Origin of the sequence: Agrobacterium sp. NPDC058088, from assembly GCF_042885035.1 — a bacterium.
Classification (GTDB): Bacteria; Pseudomonadota; Alphaproteobacteria; order Rhizobiales; family Rhizobiaceae; genus Agrobacterium.
Map to the genome: position 1 here is coordinate 94,837 of NZ_JBHVSU010000003.1, position 16,236 is coordinate 111,072.

Genomic DNA, 16,236 nt, shown 5'->3' on the forward strand with positions numbered 1-16,236 from the left:
TCTCGCTTGGGCACGATAGCCGGCTGTCCGGGCGGTGTGTGTCAATCGTTGGATTTGAAAGCCTGCACCTGCCTCAGCCGCGGCTGAAGGATGGCGCAAGCCGGACCGCTTTGGCGCGGCATGATGTTTTATTGTGCAACTGAATAAGGAAATATCATTGCTCGATTAATTACATCACTAAAAATATAGATTTTATCAAATCAATGACAGGTTCCTCAGGGAGTATCGATGACCTTTGGTTTGAGTTTCCTCGACAAAAGCCCGATAGATCAGGATGAAAGCGCGACGGCGGCGCTGCGGCGCACTGTTGCGCTTGCACAAAAAGCCGAAGCACATGGCTTCCGCCGCTTCTGGGTTGCCGAGCATCATAACTCGCCGAAGCTGGCGAGTTCGTCTCCCGAAGTGCTGATCGGCTTCCTGTTGGCTCAGACACAGCGGATCAATATCGGCTCCGGCGGCGTCATGCTGCAGCACTACAGCGCTTATAAGGTCGCCGAAAACTTCAAGCTGCTGTCCGCTCTGGCGCCGGGCCGTGTCGATCTCGGCGTTGGCAAGGCGCCGGGGGGCCTTCCGCTGTCAACGCGCGCTCTCCAGGGAGCCTATGATCCGGCACGCAAGCCCTCTTTCGAACAGCAGCTTGAGGATCTGGACCTGTTTGTCGGTGACGGAAAGGCGGACATCGCGGACGAGGGCAAGCTTGCGGCTTACCCTCTGCCGCCTTCGCCGCCCGAACGCTTCCTTTTGGGTGCGAGCCCGGAGAGTGGCCGGCTTGCCGGCAGGCTGGGGTGGAACTTCGTTTATGCCGGTCATATCCACGGCAATGAGGCGGCGATTTCCGAAGCGCTGGGCGCGTTCAGGGCATCGGGCGGCAAACAGGCGGTTCTGGCGGTCGCCGTGGTGGTTGCTGAAACCGATCAGGCCGCAGAGGCGCTTGCGGTTGAAGGCCGCCGCTTCCGCGTCGAGGTCGAGGGTGGCCAAGGCGTGAATGTCGGCAGTGAGGCGCAGGCGCTGGAATATATCCGGCAGGCAGGCGCCACGCAGTATCGCATTGAAGAGCGCAGCCCGCTCATCCTTCGCGGCTCGCCATCCACGGTTCGTGCCGAATTGCTTCGACTGCATCAACATTACGGCATCGACGAATTCATCGTGGAGTGCCCCGTTTCCGAGGGCGCACACCGTCTGAAGACGATTGAATATCTGGCGGCAGGCAGCCGCTCTCTCGCCGCGTGACGGCAGGCCGTTCGGCACAAAGGATTAGATTTAGATATGGTAACCAGACGTCATTTCATTCTGGCAACGAGTGCCGCAGCCATTTTTGCCAGCACCCGGGTTGCTTTCGCAGCGGGTGACGCCACTGAGAAGCCAACAAGCGGTGGTTCGCTGACCTGGGCCGTGGAGACAGAGCCGAGCACGCTCAACCCACATCTGAACGGCCAGGCCAAAGCAAAGCTCATTCTGCGCAATGCGTATGAGTCGCTTCTGGCCCGCACGCCTGATGGCGGTTACGCGCCCTGGCTGGCCAGGAGTTATTCTATCTCCGACGATGGCAAGCAGTATACGTTCATACTGCGCGACGACGTGACGTTCAGCGATGGCGAAAAGTTCAATGCGGCCGCCGTCGCGCTCAACTTCACCAAGCTGAAAGAGCCGACCTATTCCGGCAGCATCAGTGCTGGTCATCTCTCCCATGTTACCGAGGCGTTGGCGGTAGATGACCATACGGTCGTGATCAAGCTTGGGCGCGTCTATGCGCCTTTCCTTGACGGGGCCTCGGGAATTGAAATCCTGTCGCCGCGGGCTTTCTCTTCACCGCAACTCAAATCCGGCGGTTCGGGTATCGCCGGTACCGGCCCGTTTGTCCTCGACCGTTACGTCAAGGGTCAGGAAATCCGCTTCGTCAAGAATCCTGCTTACAATTGGGCGCCGGCGACCGCCGGTCATCAGGGGCCAGCCTATCTGGATGAGGTCATCTATCGGTTCCTGCCGGAATCGGCCGTGCGCAGCGGTGCCCTGTCTTCCGGGCAGGTGCAGGTGATCGAGGGAATCCCGGGTAACGATGCCGGTCTCTTCCGGGACGACCCTGAATTTTCCTATCAGACGGCCATCAATACCGGCACGCCCTATACGCTCTATCTTAACGTCAACCAGCAGCCGACCGCCGACCTCAAAGTGCGCAAGGCGTTCCAGGCGGCGGTGGATGTGGACCAGATACTGCAGGCGGTTTATCGGGGCGAGCGTCAGCGTGCCTGGGGTATTCTTACCCCGGCGGATACCGATTTTTACGACAAGAGTATCGAAAATGCCTACGGCTTCGACCCCAAGCTTGCCAACAGCTTGCTTGACGAAGCCGGCTGGTCCGCCCGTGACGGCGATGGTTTCCGCGTGAAGGACGGCAAACGATTGACGATCGAGGTCGTACAATCGCAATCGACGGTGCGTGACCAGCGTGACATTCTTTTGCAGGCGGTACAGGCGCAGGTTCGCCAGCATGCCGGCATTGATCTCGCCTTGCAGTATGTCGATGCGGGAACCTATTCGAGCCGTCAGAAAGACGGTCAGTACGGCATCATTCCGAACTCGACGACGACACAGGAAAACGGCGTTACGATCTATTTCCACTATCTGCCACGCGACAAGGGCGGATCCATCAATTACAGCCGCACGGAAGCGCCGGAAATATCCGCCTGGCTCGACGAGGCCGCATCCACGCTGGATCAGAAACAGCGGTTCGAAATCTACGCGCAACTGCAGCGCTATGCGATTTTGGAGCAGGCGCTCGGTCTGCCGCTTTATGTGCCCGATGACCAGATAGCGGCCGCGGTCGCTGTCAAGGGCGTCGGCTTCAGACCGTTCAAACGCCTTCCCGACAATGCGTACGATATCTGGCTTCAGCAGAACGCCTGATCTGTCGGCTATTCAATTTTTTATGGAGTTATGCATGTTTAATCGCAGACAGTTCGTTCTTGCAGGCACCACCTTGCTGGCAATCTCGGCCTTCCCGGTCCTTTCCCTGGCCGAGGAGGGGAAACCGGTCAGTGGCGGCTCATTGACCTGGGGCGTGGAGACCGACCCCGCAACCCTCAACCCGCAGCTGAACGGCCAGGACAAGACCAAGCTTTTATTGCGAAACGCCTATGAATCCCTGCTGGCGCGCACGGCGGACGGTGGATACGTGCCATGGCTTGCAACAAGCTACAGCATTTCCGAGGATGGCAAGACCTATACGTTCAGGCTGCGCGACGATGTCAGCTTCACGGACGGCCAGAAATTTGACGCGAAGGCGGTCGTCACCAATTTCGAAAAACTTAGAGCTCCGGCCTACTCTGCCAGCGTCAGTGCGGGGCCGGTTTCACGCATAGCCGAGTTGAAGGCCGTGGATGACCATACCGTATCTTTCACGCTGAAAGATATATACGCGCCCTTTCTCGATTATGTCGCCGGCCTTGAAATCCTTTCACCGGCTGCCTTCTCCTCGTCGCAAATCAAATCGGGTGGAACAGAGATTGCCGGAACCGGTCCTTTCATCCTCAAACGTTACGTCAAGGGCCAGGAAATCCAGTTCGAAAAGAACCCGGCCTATAACTGGGCGCCGAAGACTGCCAAACATCAGGGTGCGGCTTATCTCGACCAGATAACTTATCGGTTCCTCCCGGAATCGTCGGTAAGAACCGGTGCCCTGACATCCGGCCAGCTTGACGTCATCGAAGGGATTTCGGGCAACGATGCCGCTCTCTTCAAGGATAATCCGGACTTCACCTATCAGACGGCGCTCAATACGGGGACGCCATATTCGCTTTTCCTCAATGTCACCTGGGGTCCGACGCAGGATGTGAAAGTGCGCAAGGCGCTTCTCGCCTCGCTCGATATCGACAAGATCCTGAAGGCCGTTTATCGCGGCGAACGCACGCGCGCCTGGGGCATCACCTCGCCGATTGATCCGCAGTTCTATGACAAGAGCATTGAGAAGACCTATGGGGCGGATGCAGGCGTAGCCAACAGGCTGCTGGATGAAGCGGGCTGGAGCGAAAAGGACGCGGACGGCTTTCGGATCAAGGATGGCAAGCGCCTGACCATCGATGTCGTACAGGCACAAGCGACCGTGCGCGACCAGCGCGACGTTCTCTTGCAGGCTTTGCAGGCGCAGGCGCGACAGGTGGCGGGTATTGATCTTGCCATCAACTATGTCGACGCCGGCACTTACACCGATCGTCGCAAGACCGGCCAGTTCGGGTCGATCGCCAACTCCAACACGCCGACGGACGCGATCGATATCGAATATCACTACCTGCCGCTTCAGAAGGGTGGCACCATCAACTACAGCCGCGCCGAAGCACCCGAACTGGCGCAGTGGCTGAACGAGGCGGCATCGACTCTCGATCAGAAAAAACGTTTCGAGATTTATGCAAAGCTGCAGCGTTTCGCGATCCTCGATCAGGCTTACGCCATTCCGCTCTACGAGCCGGAAGACCAGGTAGCCGCCGCAAGTTATGTGAAGGGCATTACCTTCCGGCCGTTCAAGCAATTGCCGGAAAATGCCTATGACCTGTGGCGTAGCGAGTAATTTTTACGGCTGGTGAAGATAACAACGGAAGGTGGACGGCCATGACCGCTGATAACGTGACATCGCTCGGCCAGGCGCCGGCGTCCCTTTTCCGCCGGGGACGCTTCCGGCGGCGAAGCGGCCTGCTGTTGCAGGTTCTCGGCCGTGTCGGCTCCGGCATACTTGTCCTGTGGGCGGCGGTGACGCTGAGTTTCATCAGCATACAGCTTGCGCCCGGGGATATTGTCAGCCTGTTGATCGGCGAACAGATCCGTACCCCGGAAATCGAAGCCGCCATCCGCTCGGAGTGGGGACTGGATCAGTCCATCCCCGAGCAATATCTCGCTTATCTGACGCGATTGCTGCACGGTGATTTCGGCCGTTCCTATATCCTGCAAACCGATATATCGAGCCTCGTCACAACGCAGATGCTGCCGACCCTGAAGTTGACGGCCGCCGCGCTTGCAGTGGCCATCATCTTCGCCGTTGCGAGCGCCGTTTTAACCGCCGGCAAACCCGTCGCGCGCAGCATTGCAGGCGGTCTTGAACTGACCTTGATTTCCACGCCGACATTCTGGCTGGGTATCCTGCTGCTTTACGTCTTTTCATTCACGTTCAAGATCTTCCCGGTCTCCGGAGATCGCAACCTGTCAGCGCTGGTGCTTCCGGCGCTGTCACTGGGCCTGTCGCTGGGGGCCGTCCTCGGCCAGGTACTGCGGGAAGGTCTGGAGCGCGCGCTTGAGGAGCCCTTTGCGCTGACCGTTCGCAGCTGGGGCGCCAGCAATCTCGTTCTCAGGCTGCGTCACGGTTTGCGCCACGCCGCGCTGCCGACCGTGACCCTTGCGGGCTGGCTGGTCGGCAATCTCCTGTCGGGTGCTGTCATCACCGAAGCGGTATTCGGACGGCCAGGGCTTGGGCGGATCACGGTTGATGCCGTTCTTGCGCATGATATGCCGGTTGTGCTGGCGGTCGCCATCCTTTCCGCGCTCATCTACGTGTTGATGAGCACGCTCGTGGATATTCTGTACCTTTTGCTTGATCCCCGATTGCGCAATGAGGGCGGGAGGACGAGGTCATGAGCATTTCCTACGATGCTCCGGTGTCCGCAACAGGTCGTTTGCGGCAGGTGGTAGCGGCGTTGCTTACAAGGCCGGCGCTCACTCTCTCTTCGCTGTTCCTGCTTTTTGTGGCGGTGGCAACCCTATGGCCGCATCTTGTGACCGCCGCCGATCCTCTTCTGGCAGACCCGCTCCAGGCGCAGCTGCCGCCTTCAGTCGAACATTGGTTCGGAACCGATCATCTGGGGCGTGATGTCTTTTCGCGGGTTGTCTATGGCGCGCGTTATTCGATCCTGATCGGCGTCAGCGCTATCGCCATCGCCGCGCTGGCCGGTTCCCTTCTCGGTCTTGTCGCCGGTATGGCACGCGGCGCGATCGATGAACTCATATCGCGGTTTCTCGATGTCGTATCGTCTTTTCCGGATTTGCTCCTGGCGTTGGTGCTGATTTCGTTTACCGGGCCGGGAACAGTCAATCTGATCTTCGCACTCGGTGTCGCCTCCGTGCCGCGTTTTGCCCGCGTCGTGCGCGCGCAGACATTCGTCATTGCCAGGAGCGGTTATGTGGAGCAGGCGAAAACCTTTGGCCTCAGCCGCTTCACGCTGGTCACCCGGCACATCCTGCCACATGCGATAGCCCAGGTTCCCATTCTGGCGACGATCGGCCTCGGCTCGACCATTATTCAGGCGGCGGGCCTGAGCTTTTTGGGCATGGGGCCGCAGCCGCCGACGCCGGAATGGGGTGCAATGCTGGCGGAGGCGCGCAACTATCTACGTGTCGCGTGGTGGATCGGTATCTGGCCGGGCCTTGCCATCACACTCACCGTCATCGCCATCAGCATTCTTGGAAAGCGCTGGCAGCTCGCATTTGAAGGCAGGAGACAGGCATGACGCCGCTGGTGAAAGTGCGTAATTTGAAGATCGGCTTTGCGCAGGGGGATCGTGAAAATACCGTTGTGCACGGGATCGATATTGCCATCCACCGCGGCGAAACCGTTGCGCTTGTCGGGGAATCCGGTTCGGGAAAATCGGTTACGGCCCGTTCCTTGATCGGGCTTGCCGGAAATACCGCCCGGGTGACCGCTGACACATTCGAGATAGCGGGGGAAAATGTGCTCGGCCATCGCGAAGGTGACTGGCGGCGTCTGCGCGGGCAGAAGATCGGTTTCGTCTTGCAGGACGCACTGGTTTCTCTCGATCCGTTGCGCCGCATTTCGCAGCAGCTTTCGGATGCCGCGGGTCGTCGGACGCTGTTTTCCCGCGCGCCTGCAGGTTTCGACAGCCACGCGCTGCTGCAATCGGTCGGCATTCCCGATCCCGTCCGGCGCTTGCGGCAATATCCCCATCAGCTCTCTGGTGGATTGCGGCAGCGCGCCTTGATCGCGACAGCGATCGCTCGCAATCCGTCGCTGCTGATCGCCGATGAGCCGACCACGGCGCTTGATGCGACAGTGCAGAAGCAGATTCTCGATCTCTTGGCCGAACGCCGGAAAGCCGGGCACACGCTGCTGTTGATCAGCCATGATCTGGCCGTGGTTTCGCGCCTTGCCGACCGGGTTCTTGTGATGAACGAGGGTCGCATTGTCGAGGAAGGGGCGACACAAGAGTTGCTGCGTCGGCCGAAGCATCCATATACGCGTCAGTTGCTTGATGCCGTGCCCTCGGCTGGATCGAAAGGCTATCGGCTTTCGGCAACGGTCTCGCCGCCGGTCGACGGTCAGGAAACGCCCGTTGCGCACCGTGTGCCGTTGCCGCCGAGGACGGTCCACCCGGGCAAGCACGTGCTGTCAGTGCACAATCTCGTCAAGCATTACGGCGGTCCGGAAAATGCGCCTGTCGTCAATGATGTATCCTTCGATCTTTCCGCCGGAGAAGCACTCGGTATCGTGGGCGAGTCCGGCTCTGGAAAAACCACCGTGGCCAAAATGGTCCTCGGGCTGGTTGAACCCGAAAATGGCGAGGTTTTCATCGAGGGTGAGCGGTGGAGCAATGTAGCCGAGAGCCTGCGCAAATCCCGCCGCAGCAGCATGCAATTGATCGCCCAGGACGCTTTCAGTTCGTTTGACCCACGCTATACGGTGGAAAAGATCGTTGGCGAGAGCCTCAATGTCACCGGCCTTCGCGGTGCCGAGCGTCGAGACCGCGTGCTTGAGGTTCTCGAAGCCGTCCGGCTGAGCGGTGATTTTCTCACCCGTTACCCCCGCGAGCTTTCAGGCGGCCAGCGTCAGCGCGTGGCCATCGCCAGGGCATTCGCGCCGCGTCCACGTCTTCTCGTCGCCGATGAGCCGGTGAGCGCGCTTGACGTTTCGGTCCAGGCCCAGGTGCTCGATCTCCTGGCTGAACTCCAGGCGGCCTCTGGCACGTCGCTGCTGTTCATCTCCCATGATCTCGGCGTCGTGCGTCACCTGACGGACCGGGTGCTGGTGATGAAGGACGGCCGGATCGTCGAAAGCGGCGAGGTTGGCGAGGTATTTTCCGCTCCACGGCACGGTTACACACGAAAACTGATCGATGCCGTTCCCGCGCTTGCATAAGTCCGCGGTTTGCCCGCCGCCCGAGAGAAACACGACACAGCCTTGAAGAGGAAACGATCATGGCGCTTACCCGACCCCGACGTCTGAAAACGCTGACAGGTGCCAGCAGCGTGATTGCCGCAGCTAACGACGCCGATGCAACGACAGGCATCAAACGCGCCGTTGAACTGGCCCAAAAGGCTGAGGCCGAAAAGATCACAGGGCTGTTCACCGCCGATCTTCTCCATATCGATCCCGCTGGACTGGCTGGTACAGCCGGTATTCAGGAACCGATCGTCACCTTGTCGGCGCTCAGTCAGGCAACGTCGCGCATTGGTCTGATTGCCACGATTTCCACCACGTTCCACCACCCCTTTAATCTGGCGCGTCAGATCGGCACGCTGGACCATCTCAGTGGCGGCAGGGCCGGCTGGAACGCGGTTACATCTTCGGTTGGCGAAGAGAATTTCGGTGAGCAATTGCCGAGCCCGGAAGAGCGTTACGAGCGAGCGGCGGAGTTTATCGAGGTCGTCAACGCCCTTTACGACGCCAATGAGCGGGATGCAGCCCAGCGCAAAGCCTCCGGCGCGGTTGGGGTGGATCCCGCCAAATTTCACCGGATCGACTATAAGGGTCGATATTTCAACGTACAGGGACCGCTCAACGTCCCGCCTTTACCGCAGGGCCGGGCCGTGCTGTTTCAGGCTGGGCAGTCGGATGCTGGCGTTACCGTTGGCGCGCGTTACGCCGAAGTCGTCTATACATCGCAGCCGCGTTTCGAAGATGCGGTTACCTTCGCAACCGAACTGCGCCGTCGCGCAACCGCTTTCGGCCGTGCCGGCGGCTTGCCTTTCATCATGAACTCCTTCCATTCGGTTATTGGCGAGTCCGACGCGGATGTTGCGCGCCGGCTGAAGGAAAAACACGAGCGTATCGATTATGAGCAGGGTCGCCTGAAACTTGCCGACATGCTGGGCGGCGATCTCGACTTGTCTGACCTGCCGCTGGACCAGCCTCTGCCGGATGCGCTGCTGCCCGATGTGACGAGCATCAATCGCCGGCGCGGCCGGGTGGAAGTTTTCCGCCGATACGCCAAACAGGGGCTGTCGTTGAGAGAGCTTATCGTCCAGGCGCAGGAAACAGGGCACTGGTCCGTGGCGGGTACACCTGAACAACTCGCCGACGCCATTGAGGAACGCTATCGGGCGGGAATTCTTGACGTGCTCTCGCTTCATGGATTTGGCAACCCGGAGCAGGAAGACCTGCTTGTCAACGGACTTCTGCCGGAACTGCGTCGTCGCGCCATAATCGATACGGATTATGTGGGCGACGACTTTCGAGCCAATCTGCAGTTACCGGGATTTGCCGTGTCGCATAACGTTGCGGGATCACGAACCGCCTAGCTACCGTCAGAACCAAAGAAATAAACAGAACCAGCCCGCCACGATGATGGCGGGCTGGTTTTTCCACGTCTAATATATCCCGAAGATTATTTATCGGAGCGACTGGCAACGTGTCCGGCATTATTGCGGAAGGCGAAAATGATCGTCGATGTGGCGGCGGTAACGCGTTTCCTTGTGCCAACCAATGGCCTTTCGGTAACTGCCGAAGAGATTGCTCGCCTTCACGCTCTCAAGGGTGAGGCCCTGTAGGGCCTCGGCATCCGGGTCGACGTAAAGCGCATCCACCGGGCAATAGGCCTCGCACATGAAACAGGTCTGGCACGAATCCTGTCGCAAAATGATGGGCGGGCCTTCCGGCATTGCCTCAAACACGTTGGTGGGGCAGACCTGAACGCAGAGATTGCAGTCCGTGCAGGCGTCTTTATCCAGAACCTCGATCATTATTCCGCTGCCTCCTTGTTAATGCCAGGATCTATGGTTTCCCGCCGGATGGCGATTGCATCGAGGCCGCTGAGAATGAGCCGGTGATGCTGGGCAGGATCCTGCTTCGGAAAATCGTCGCGTCGGTGCATGCCGCGCGTTTCCGTCCGCGCCAAGGCCGCGCGATACATGAAGCGCGCGGTCGCTATCATGGCCTGCGCCTGATGCAGCGACAGTATCTGGCTTTCGTCGGTCACGGTAGCGGCGGCGACCTCTACCCACAGCGCGTCAAGCCGCGTCAATGCTGCCGAAAGGCCGGAATGCGTGCGGAAATAATTGATTTCGAGGGGAAAGACTTCGTCCTGCACTGCCTTGATGATAGCTTCGGGATCAACAGCCTCCCTGCGTACTGCGGTTGGCATAGTGGGTTGCGGAAGATCATTTCCCGATAGCCCCACCTTTTCGCGGGCGAAGGCTGCGGCCGAGGCGCCGGCGAAAGCGCCCGTGGAAATTGCCCAGGCTGCATTGTGGCTGCCGCCGCCGGTAAAACTACCACAGATTGGCTCGCGCGTGGCGTTGTCGCCAGCTGCATAAAGGCCGGCAACTGTCGTTGCGCAGTCGAGGCCGGTCAGCCGCAGCCCACCGGTGCCGCGCACCGTGCCCTCCAGTCGAAGCTTGATCTCAAAGAACTCGGCGAAGGGATCAATGCCGCGGCGATCGAAAGGCACGAAGAAATTCGGCTGGGCGCGTCGCAGGATCGCTTTCACCTCGTCGGTTCCGGCAAGGTCCAGCCGGGCATAGACGGGTTGTGAAAGCAGGGTGCGGGCGATGATCGATCTTCCCCGCGCCGAACCCGCGCCTTCAATCAGGCTATGGTCCTTGCGATAGAACTGCGCGAACCGGTAGAGCGCCGTCTTGGTGATTGACGCGAAAGCCGGCGAAATCGCATAAGCCGACGAGAATTCCATACCGGAGAGCTCGGCGCCGACCCCAGCGCCCATCAAATAGCCATCCCCGGTCAGGACGTCACAGCCAAGCGCCTTGCTCATGAAGGCGCAGCCGCCCGTTGCCAGTACCACCGCCCCGGCGGCGATGCGCCACTGCCCGCCTTGCTGCCGGCGCACGCCGGTTGCACCGACAACGCGCTTACCCTCGGTCAGCAGTTTGGTCGCGGGGTGATGATCGAGAATGGTCACACCGACGCTTTTCACCCGGCGGCGCAAAAGCCGCATATATTCCGGTCCCTGAACAGAGATGCGCTGCTGCTCGCCGCTGTCATCGCGTGGGAAGGGATAACCCCAGTCCGCCAGCCGGTTGACGCTCTCGAATGTCTTGTCGAGGACCGGTGCCATCCATGAGCGTTCGGAAAGATAACCGCCCATGGCTTCGCGGCTTGCCATGGCCGCATCGCGTGCGGCCGGGTCCGGCGGTACATACCAGATCTGGGTGCCGGCCGAGGCCGTTGCGCCCGAGCTTCCGCAATAGCCTTTGTCGACCAGAACAACGTTTGCTCCGGTGCTGGCCGCCTCCAACGCTGCCCAGCAGCCAGCGGGTCCGCCGCCAATGACGAGCACATCGCAGCTATCTCTGGCGGTATTCGTGGGAGGAAAGCGAGTATCTTGCAGGGGCATGCTCATGGCGGGCATCCTTTGAACGAAGAAATCGAATTGCACTTTAAATCTATGTATTGCATAGGTTTTTGAGTTGTTTTCCTGGAGTTTCCCCGATGCCGCTCGCAAGCCTTGCCATGTATGCCAGTCCTTCGCCCGTCAGCGAAGCGACGACGTTGTTCTGGGTTGCGCTCGGCACACGCCTTCGCGCCGCTGGAGTTGATGCGCCCCGGGCGCTGGACGATGAGATCCGCTACGACGAGGCATGGTTGCGGCCCGACCTGGTGTTCGGTCAGACCTGTGGATATCCCTATGTGCAGCGCCTGCGTGGCAAGGTGCAACTGGTGGCGACCCCCGTCTACAACCTTCCCGGCTGCGACGGTCCGCTCAAATGCAGCTTCATCGTCGTCAAGGCGTCGTCGCCGGTCCAGTCGATCGAGGAGCTGCGGGGCGCCAGAGCTGCCATCAACGAGCCGGGCAGCAATTCCGGTTACAACCTCTTTCGCGCTTTCATTGCGCCGCATGCCAGGGATGGCCGGTTTTTTTCCTCGGTACAGGAAACCGGCGGTCATCTGGCGAGCATCGATGCGGTTTCGAAGGGCGAGGCCGACGTCGCTTCCGTAGATTGTGTCACTTTTGGCAATACGCAACGCTTCGATCCGCAGCGCGTCGCAGGCGTGCGCATCCTTGCCGAAACGGCCAGGGGACCAGGCCTGCCTTTCATCACGGCTGCGGCGACACCGGCCAGGGAACTGATCATTTTGCGGAGGGCACTGGCGGAGACCATCGCTGATCCCGAGCTTGCCGGCGTCTGCGATACGCTTTCGTTGCGTGGCATCAGTTTGCTTGGAGATGCCGATTATGAGGTACTGGCTGAGCTTGATCGGGATGCTGCGCGTCATGGTTACCCCGTAATCGCCTGAGGCGTGGCGTCGGCGTCCACCAGGAGCGGGAAATGGCAGGCGACGCTACGGCCCAATGAGCCGGCAGGAACAAGCGATGGCACTTCGCTTGAACAGCGGAGACGCGCCAGCGGACAGCGTTTGTGGAAACGGCAGCCGGAAGGCGGGCTGCCGGGGCTTGGCAATTCTCCGGAAAGCACAATGCGTTCACGTCGGCGGCCGGGATCGAGCGTAAGGTTGGCGGAGAGCAACGCCTGCGTATAGGGATGCGCGGGATTGCGAAACAAATCGGATGTCGGCCCGCTCTCAACGATCTGGCCAAGATACATCACGGCGACACGATCGGTAACGCGGCCAACGACATTGAGATTGTGCGAGATGAGCAGATAGCTGAGCTTCAGACGATCCCGAAGCGTGCGCAGGAGATTGAGCAGTTCGCCCTGAATGGAGATGTCGAGACCAGCGGTGGGTTCATCGGCAACGATGATCGAGGGTTCGGCTGCAAGCGCGCGCACAAGCGCCACACGGCGCGCTTGCCCGCCGCTCAGTTGATGCGGATACCGTGAAAGAAGCTGTTCGCCGAGACCGATGCTTTCCGCAAGCGCGGATATCCGCGCCCAGCTCTCGGCGGAATGCACTTTGCGGATTTTAAGCGGCTCGGCCAAAAGTGCCCCCACCTTCATGCGCGGTGAAAGCGAGGCGGCAGGATCCTGGAACAGGAGCTGAATGCGGCGCTGCAGATCTTTACGACGGGCCGCCGTCACATTGGTGAGCGTTTCTCCGGCGACGGAAAGCGTTCCTGCGGCAAGTGGCTGAAGCCCGACGATTGCACGGGCGAGGGAAGATTTTCCGCATCCGCTTTCCCCGACCAAACCCAGGGTTTCGCCAGAATACAGATCAAGCGATACGCCATCAACGGCGGTCAGCCGGTCATAGCGGATCACGGCATTTGTCAGGGAGAGGACAGGGGTGGTCGTCATGCCGCCGCCTCCAGCCAGCAAGAGAAGGTCTGCCCGGTTTTTGCCAGCCGGCGTGGCGGCTTTTCAACGCACCGGTCGTGTCGGGAGGGACATCGTTGCGCAAAGACGCAACCCTGTGGCCGCCGGGCGGGATCGGGAACGGTGCCGGGAATAGTGGCAAGATCCTGCAGCCGGTCGTAGGCGGCGTAAGGGTCGATCTCGCAGTTGAGCAAGGCGCGGGTATAAGGATGTTTGGGATGATGCAGAACGTCTGCTACCCGGCCGTTTTCCACCACCGTTCCCGCATACATTACGATGACGCTGTCGCAGAGTTCCGCAATCAGCCCCATGCTGTGGCTGACGACCAGCATGGAAGCGACAGTGCGTTGCCGCAGCCTATGCAGCATCTCCACCACCTGCGCTTCGACCGTGGCGTCAAGCGCGGTCGTCGGTTCGTCGGCAATCAGCAGCTTCGGCTCGACCAGAAGCGCCATGGCTATCACAACGCGTTGCCGCATGCCGCCGGAGAATTCGTGCGGATAACGGTGCATGCGCAAGGCGGCATCCTGCAACCCCACATCGGACAGCACCGTCTCTGCCCGTGCCCAGAGCGTACGCCGGCTTTCCTTTGGAAACCGCCGGCGCTGAATATCGACAAGCTGAGTGCCGATCGTGAACATCGGGTTCAGCGCGGTCATGGGGTCTTGAAAAACCATCGCAATGTCGGTACCGCGCAGACCCGCTGTCTCCGCTGGTGTCAGGTCTGTCTCACGCCCGTCAAAGGCTGCACGGTCTGCCGAAATTTCAGCATTATCGGCAAGCAGGCCGAGCAGGGTGAAGGCAACCGTTGATTTGCCGCTGCCGCTTTCGCCGACAAGGCCGACTGACTGGCGGCGGCCGATAGTGATGTCGACGCCGTCGAGAATATGCGCGCTGTGTCCGGCGTTCTTGTAAGACACGTTGAGATTTTCGATGAGGAGCAGTGCGTCTGTCACAGGCTTTTCCTCAGCTTCGGATCGAGCGTGTCGCGCAGTGCTTCACCGAGAAGTGCAAAACCGAGCGTCGCGAGGATCAGCGCCAGGCCGGAAAAGGTGGCAAGCCATACCGACTGGTCGAGATAGGTGTAGCCGTCATTGAGGAGATTGCCCCAGCTTGCCAGTGGCGGGCGCACCCCAAGCCCAAGAAAGCTCAACCCCGCTTCGATGGTGATGACGACGGGGATGTCCATGCATGCCAGCACGAAAATCGGACCGATGATGTTGGGCGTGACGTGATGCGCCACCACCCGCCACGTTTCCGCGCCGAGAACCCTTTCTGCTTCGATGAAGGGGCTGTTGCGGATCGCGATCGTCTGGGCGCGGGCAACCCGGCCGAAATGCGGGATGAAGACGATACTGACAAGCAGGACGACGTTGCCAAGACCTGGGCCGAAGACGGCGACAAGCGCCAGGGCAAGAATGATGCTTGGAAACGATGTCACGACATCGAAGATACCGACGATGAAGAGGTCCACGACACGTGAGGAAAGCGCGGCAGCCACGCCAAGCGCCACACCCGCCGTCAGCGAAATGGCGATGACGGAGAGAGAAATGCCGAGCGCTATCCGAGCGCCGTAGATAACACGGCTCAATATGTCCCGCCCGAGATGGTCGGTGCCCAGAAGATGTTGCAGCGACGGGTCCATGAACCGGTTGGCCGGCGCGATCGCGTTCGGGCCATACGGGGCGATCAGCGGAGCAGCGATTGCCACCAGACAGAGCAGCGTGACGGCAAACAGCGCGAAAGTGCCGCCGGGCCGGCGGGACAGATCGTGGAGGACGGTCATTGTTCTTGCCTTCCAGATAAGAGCCGGGCGCGCTCGCGCGGATCGAGCAGGCTCTGGGAAAGGTCCGCAAGGAGGTTGGTCAGGATGTAAAGCAGCACGATGACAAAGACGCCGCCCTGAACCACGGGATAGTTGCGGGTGCGGATCGCATCGTAGATCAACGAACCGAGGCCGGGACGGTTGAAAATGACTTCGGCAAAAACCGCCCCGCCCAAGAGCTCGCCGAAGCCCATGCCGAGCACCGCCACAGTGGGCAGCACCGCCGGCTTTAGCGCATATTTCACGAGTATTTTGATTTCGCTGACACCATAAGCACGCAAGGTGCGGATTTGGTTTTCGCCCAGTACCTCAAGCAACGAGGCGCGCAGCAGACGAGCGATATAGCCGATCCAGCCGGCGGCCAGCGCCGCCGTGGGCAAGGCGAGATGCCAGAGCTGGTCGGTGATGTCGCCGCTCTGTCCGGCGCCCAGTACCGGGAACCAGCGCAGCTTCACCGAGAACATCATCAGGAGGAAGACCGAGACGACAAAGCTCGGCGTCGAGATGAACCCGACGCTCAGGAACGCGACGAGGCGGTCCATCCTGCCGCCCGGCCAGCGCGCGGAGACAAGAGCAAGCGGCACGCCGAGCGCAATGGCGCAGAGCATGGCGGAAACGGCCAACGCCACGGTGTTCGGCAAGGCGGCTGCAACAAGGCTAATTACCGGGCGACCGTTGAAAACGTCTTCGCCAAGATCCCCGAAAACCAGTCGGCCGAAAAAGGTGAATACCTGTTCGATTAACGGCTTGTCGAGACCGATGCGCGCGTTGAGCGCCGCCACTGCCTCAGGCGTTGCGCGTGAGCCGAGGATCACCGTTGCAGGGTCGCCGGGGATCAGCCGGGTTAACGCCATCAATAAAACAACGGAGCCGGCCACGGCGAGGAGCGCCGTGACCAGCTTGAAGGCCAGATGAATGTGTAAGGACGTGCTCCTCACCTCAGCACATCCCTGTCAGCATTGAAAAAA

General features: G+C 60.2%; 14 protein-coding genes. 8 read left to right on the forward strand and 6 right to left on the reverse strand.

Annotated elements, in window-relative coordinates:
- Positions 1–228 precede the first annotated feature (228 nt).
- The 7 genes from ACFVTJ_RS10585 to ACFVTJ_RS10615 are packed head-to-tail and all read left to right on the forward strand — an operon-like array spanning position 229 to position 9,513.
- On the forward strand, positions 229–1,230 hold the full coding sequence (locus ACFVTJ_RS10585; RefSeq protein ID WP_386907105.1) for an MsnO8 family LLM class oxidoreductase: 1,002 nt from the start codon (positions 229–231) through the stop codon (positions 1,228–1,230).
- Positions 1,231–1,266: 36 nt separating this feature from the next.
- On the forward strand, positions 1,267–2,904 hold the full coding sequence (locus tag ACFVTJ_RS10590; RefSeq protein WP_386907106.1) for an ABC transporter substrate-binding protein: 1,638 nt from the start codon (positions 1,267–1,269) through the stop codon (positions 2,902–2,904).
- Between the two features lie 34 nt (positions 2,905–2,938).
- Positions 2,939–4,561: an ABC transporter substrate-binding protein gene (locus ACFVTJ_RS10595; RefSeq protein ID WP_386907108.1), complete on the forward strand. Its 1,623-nt coding sequence runs from the start codon at positions 2,939–2,941 to the stop codon at positions 4,559–4,561.
- A 41-nt stretch (positions 4,562–4,602) separates the two neighbouring features.
- A complete protein-coding gene (locus tag ACFVTJ_RS10600; protein ID WP_220360140.1) occupies positions 4,603–5,619 on the forward strand; it encodes an ABC transporter permease in 1,017 nt (338 codons plus the stop codon).
- Complete coding sequence (locus ACFVTJ_RS10605) at positions 5,616–6,488, forward strand: ABC transporter permease (protein WP_386907110.1); 873 nt, start codon at positions 5,616–5,618, stop codon at positions 6,486–6,488. Before ACFVTJ_RS10600 ends, ACFVTJ_RS10605 begins: the two co-directional genes overlap by 4 nt.
- Positions 6,485–8,131: a dipeptide ABC transporter ATP-binding protein gene (locus tag ACFVTJ_RS10610; protein ID WP_386907112.1), complete on the forward strand. Its 1,647-nt coding sequence runs from the start codon at positions 6,485–6,487 to the stop codon at positions 8,129–8,131. The genes ACFVTJ_RS10605 and ACFVTJ_RS10610 overlap by 4 nt, the downstream gene beginning before the upstream one ends.
- A gap of 59 nt (positions 8,132–8,190) precedes the next feature.
- The gene (locus ACFVTJ_RS10615; RefSeq protein ID WP_386907114.1) at positions 8,191–9,513 is read left to right on the forward strand and encodes an NtaA/DmoA family FMN-dependent monooxygenase; all 1,323 of its coding nucleotides are present in this window, start codon (positions 8,191–8,193) and stop codon (positions 9,511–9,513) included.
- 120 nt (positions 9,514–9,633) lie between these two features.
- Here the strand turns inward: ACFVTJ_RS10615 and ACFVTJ_RS10620 are convergent, their stop codons facing one another.
- Positions 9,634–9,954, reverse strand: coding sequence for a 4Fe-4S dicluster domain-containing protein (locus ACFVTJ_RS10620; RefSeq protein ID WP_386907116.1), 321 nt, complete (start codon positions 9,952–9,954; stop codon positions 9,634–9,636).
- Positions 9,954–11,570: an FAD-dependent oxidoreductase gene (locus ACFVTJ_RS10625; protein WP_386907118.1), complete on the reverse strand. Its 1,617-nt coding sequence runs from the start codon at positions 11,568–11,570 to the stop codon at positions 9,954–9,956. The genes ACFVTJ_RS10620 and ACFVTJ_RS10625 overlap by 1 nt, the downstream gene beginning before the upstream one ends.
- An 89-nt stretch (positions 11,571–11,659) precedes the next feature.
- Here ACFVTJ_RS10625 and ACFVTJ_RS10630 point away from each other — a divergent pair, with 89 nt between their 5' ends.
- A complete protein-coding gene (locus ACFVTJ_RS10630) occupies positions 11,660–12,466 on the forward strand; it encodes a phosphate/phosphite/phosphonate ABC transporter substrate-binding protein (protein WP_386907120.1) in 807 nt (268 codons plus the stop codon).
- Here ACFVTJ_RS10630 and ACFVTJ_RS10635 read toward each other — a convergent pair.
- The 4 genes from ACFVTJ_RS10635 to ACFVTJ_RS10650 are packed head-to-tail and all read right to left on the reverse strand — an operon-like array spanning position 12,448 to position 16,146.
- On the reverse strand, positions 12,448–13,425 hold the full coding sequence (locus ACFVTJ_RS10635) for an oligopeptide/dipeptide ABC transporter ATP-binding protein (protein WP_386907122.1): 978 nt from the start codon (positions 13,423–13,425) through the stop codon (positions 12,448–12,450). The two genes, ACFVTJ_RS10630 and ACFVTJ_RS10635, sit on opposite strands and share 19 nt — an antisense overlap.
- Positions 13,422–14,399 carry an ABC transporter ATP-binding protein gene (locus tag ACFVTJ_RS10640; protein WP_386907124.1) on the reverse strand — a complete coding sequence of 326 codons (978 nt, stop codon included), beginning with the start codon at positions 14,397–14,399 and terminating at the stop codon, positions 13,422–13,424. Before ACFVTJ_RS10640 ends, ACFVTJ_RS10635 begins: the two co-directional genes overlap by 4 nt.
- Positions 14,396–15,229: an ABC transporter permease gene (locus ACFVTJ_RS10645; RefSeq protein WP_262622670.1), complete on the reverse strand. Its 834-nt coding sequence runs from the start codon at positions 15,227–15,229 to the stop codon at positions 14,396–14,398. The genes ACFVTJ_RS10640 and ACFVTJ_RS10645 overlap by 4 nt, the downstream gene beginning before the upstream one ends.
- Positions 15,226–16,146, reverse strand: a complete 921-nt coding sequence (locus ACFVTJ_RS10650; RefSeq protein ID WP_386907126.1) for an ABC transporter permease — start codon at positions 16,144–16,146, stop codon at positions 15,226–15,228. Before ACFVTJ_RS10650 ends, ACFVTJ_RS10645 begins: the two co-directional genes overlap by 4 nt.
- Positions 16,147–16,236: the final 90 nt, after the last annotated feature.

Coding starts and splice junctions, on each gene's coding strand:
- ACFVTJ_RS10620 (WP_386907116.1), bottom strand. CDS start 9,954: ATGATCGAGGTTCTGGATAAAGACGCCTGCACGGACTGCAATCTCTGC.
- ACFVTJ_RS10610 (WP_386907112.1), top strand. CDS start 6,485: ATGACGCCGCTGGTGAAAGTGCGTAATTTGAAGATCGGCTTTGCGCAG.
- ACFVTJ_RS10625 (WP_386907118.1), bottom strand. CDS start 11,570: ATGAGCATGCCCCTGCAAGATACTCGCTTTCCTCCCACGAATACCGCC.
- ACFVTJ_RS10585 (WP_386907105.1), top strand. CDS start 229: ATGACCTTTGGTTTGAGTTTCCTCGACAAAAGCCCGATAGATCAGGAT.
- ACFVTJ_RS10645 (WP_262622670.1), bottom strand. CDS start 15,229: ATGACCGTCCTCCACGATCTGTCCCGCCGGCCCGGCGGCACTTTCGCG.
- ACFVTJ_RS10635 (WP_386907122.1), bottom strand. CDS start 13,425: ATGACGACCACCCCTGTCCTCTCCCTGACAAATGCCGTGATCCGCTAT.
- ACFVTJ_RS10595 (WP_386907108.1), top strand. CDS start 2,939: ATGTTTAATCGCAGACAGTTCGTTCTTGCAGGCACCACCTTGCTGGCA.
- ACFVTJ_RS10590 (WP_386907106.1), top strand. CDS start 1,267: ATGGTAACCAGACGTCATTTCATTCTGGCAACGAGTGCCGCAGCCATT.
- ACFVTJ_RS10615 (WP_386907114.1), top strand. CDS start 8,191: ATGGCGCTTACCCGACCCCGACGTCTGAAAACGCTGACAGGTGCCAGC.
- ACFVTJ_RS10605 (WP_386907110.1), top strand. CDS start 5,616: ATGAGCATTTCCTACGATGCTCCGGTGTCCGCAACAGGTCGTTTGCGG.
- ACFVTJ_RS10600 (WP_220360140.1), top strand. CDS start 4,603: ATGACCGCTGATAACGTGACATCGCTCGGCCAGGCGCCGGCGTCCCTT.
- ACFVTJ_RS10630 (WP_386907120.1), top strand. CDS start 11,660: ATGCCGCTCGCAAGCCTTGCCATGTATGCCAGTCCTTCGCCCGTCAGC.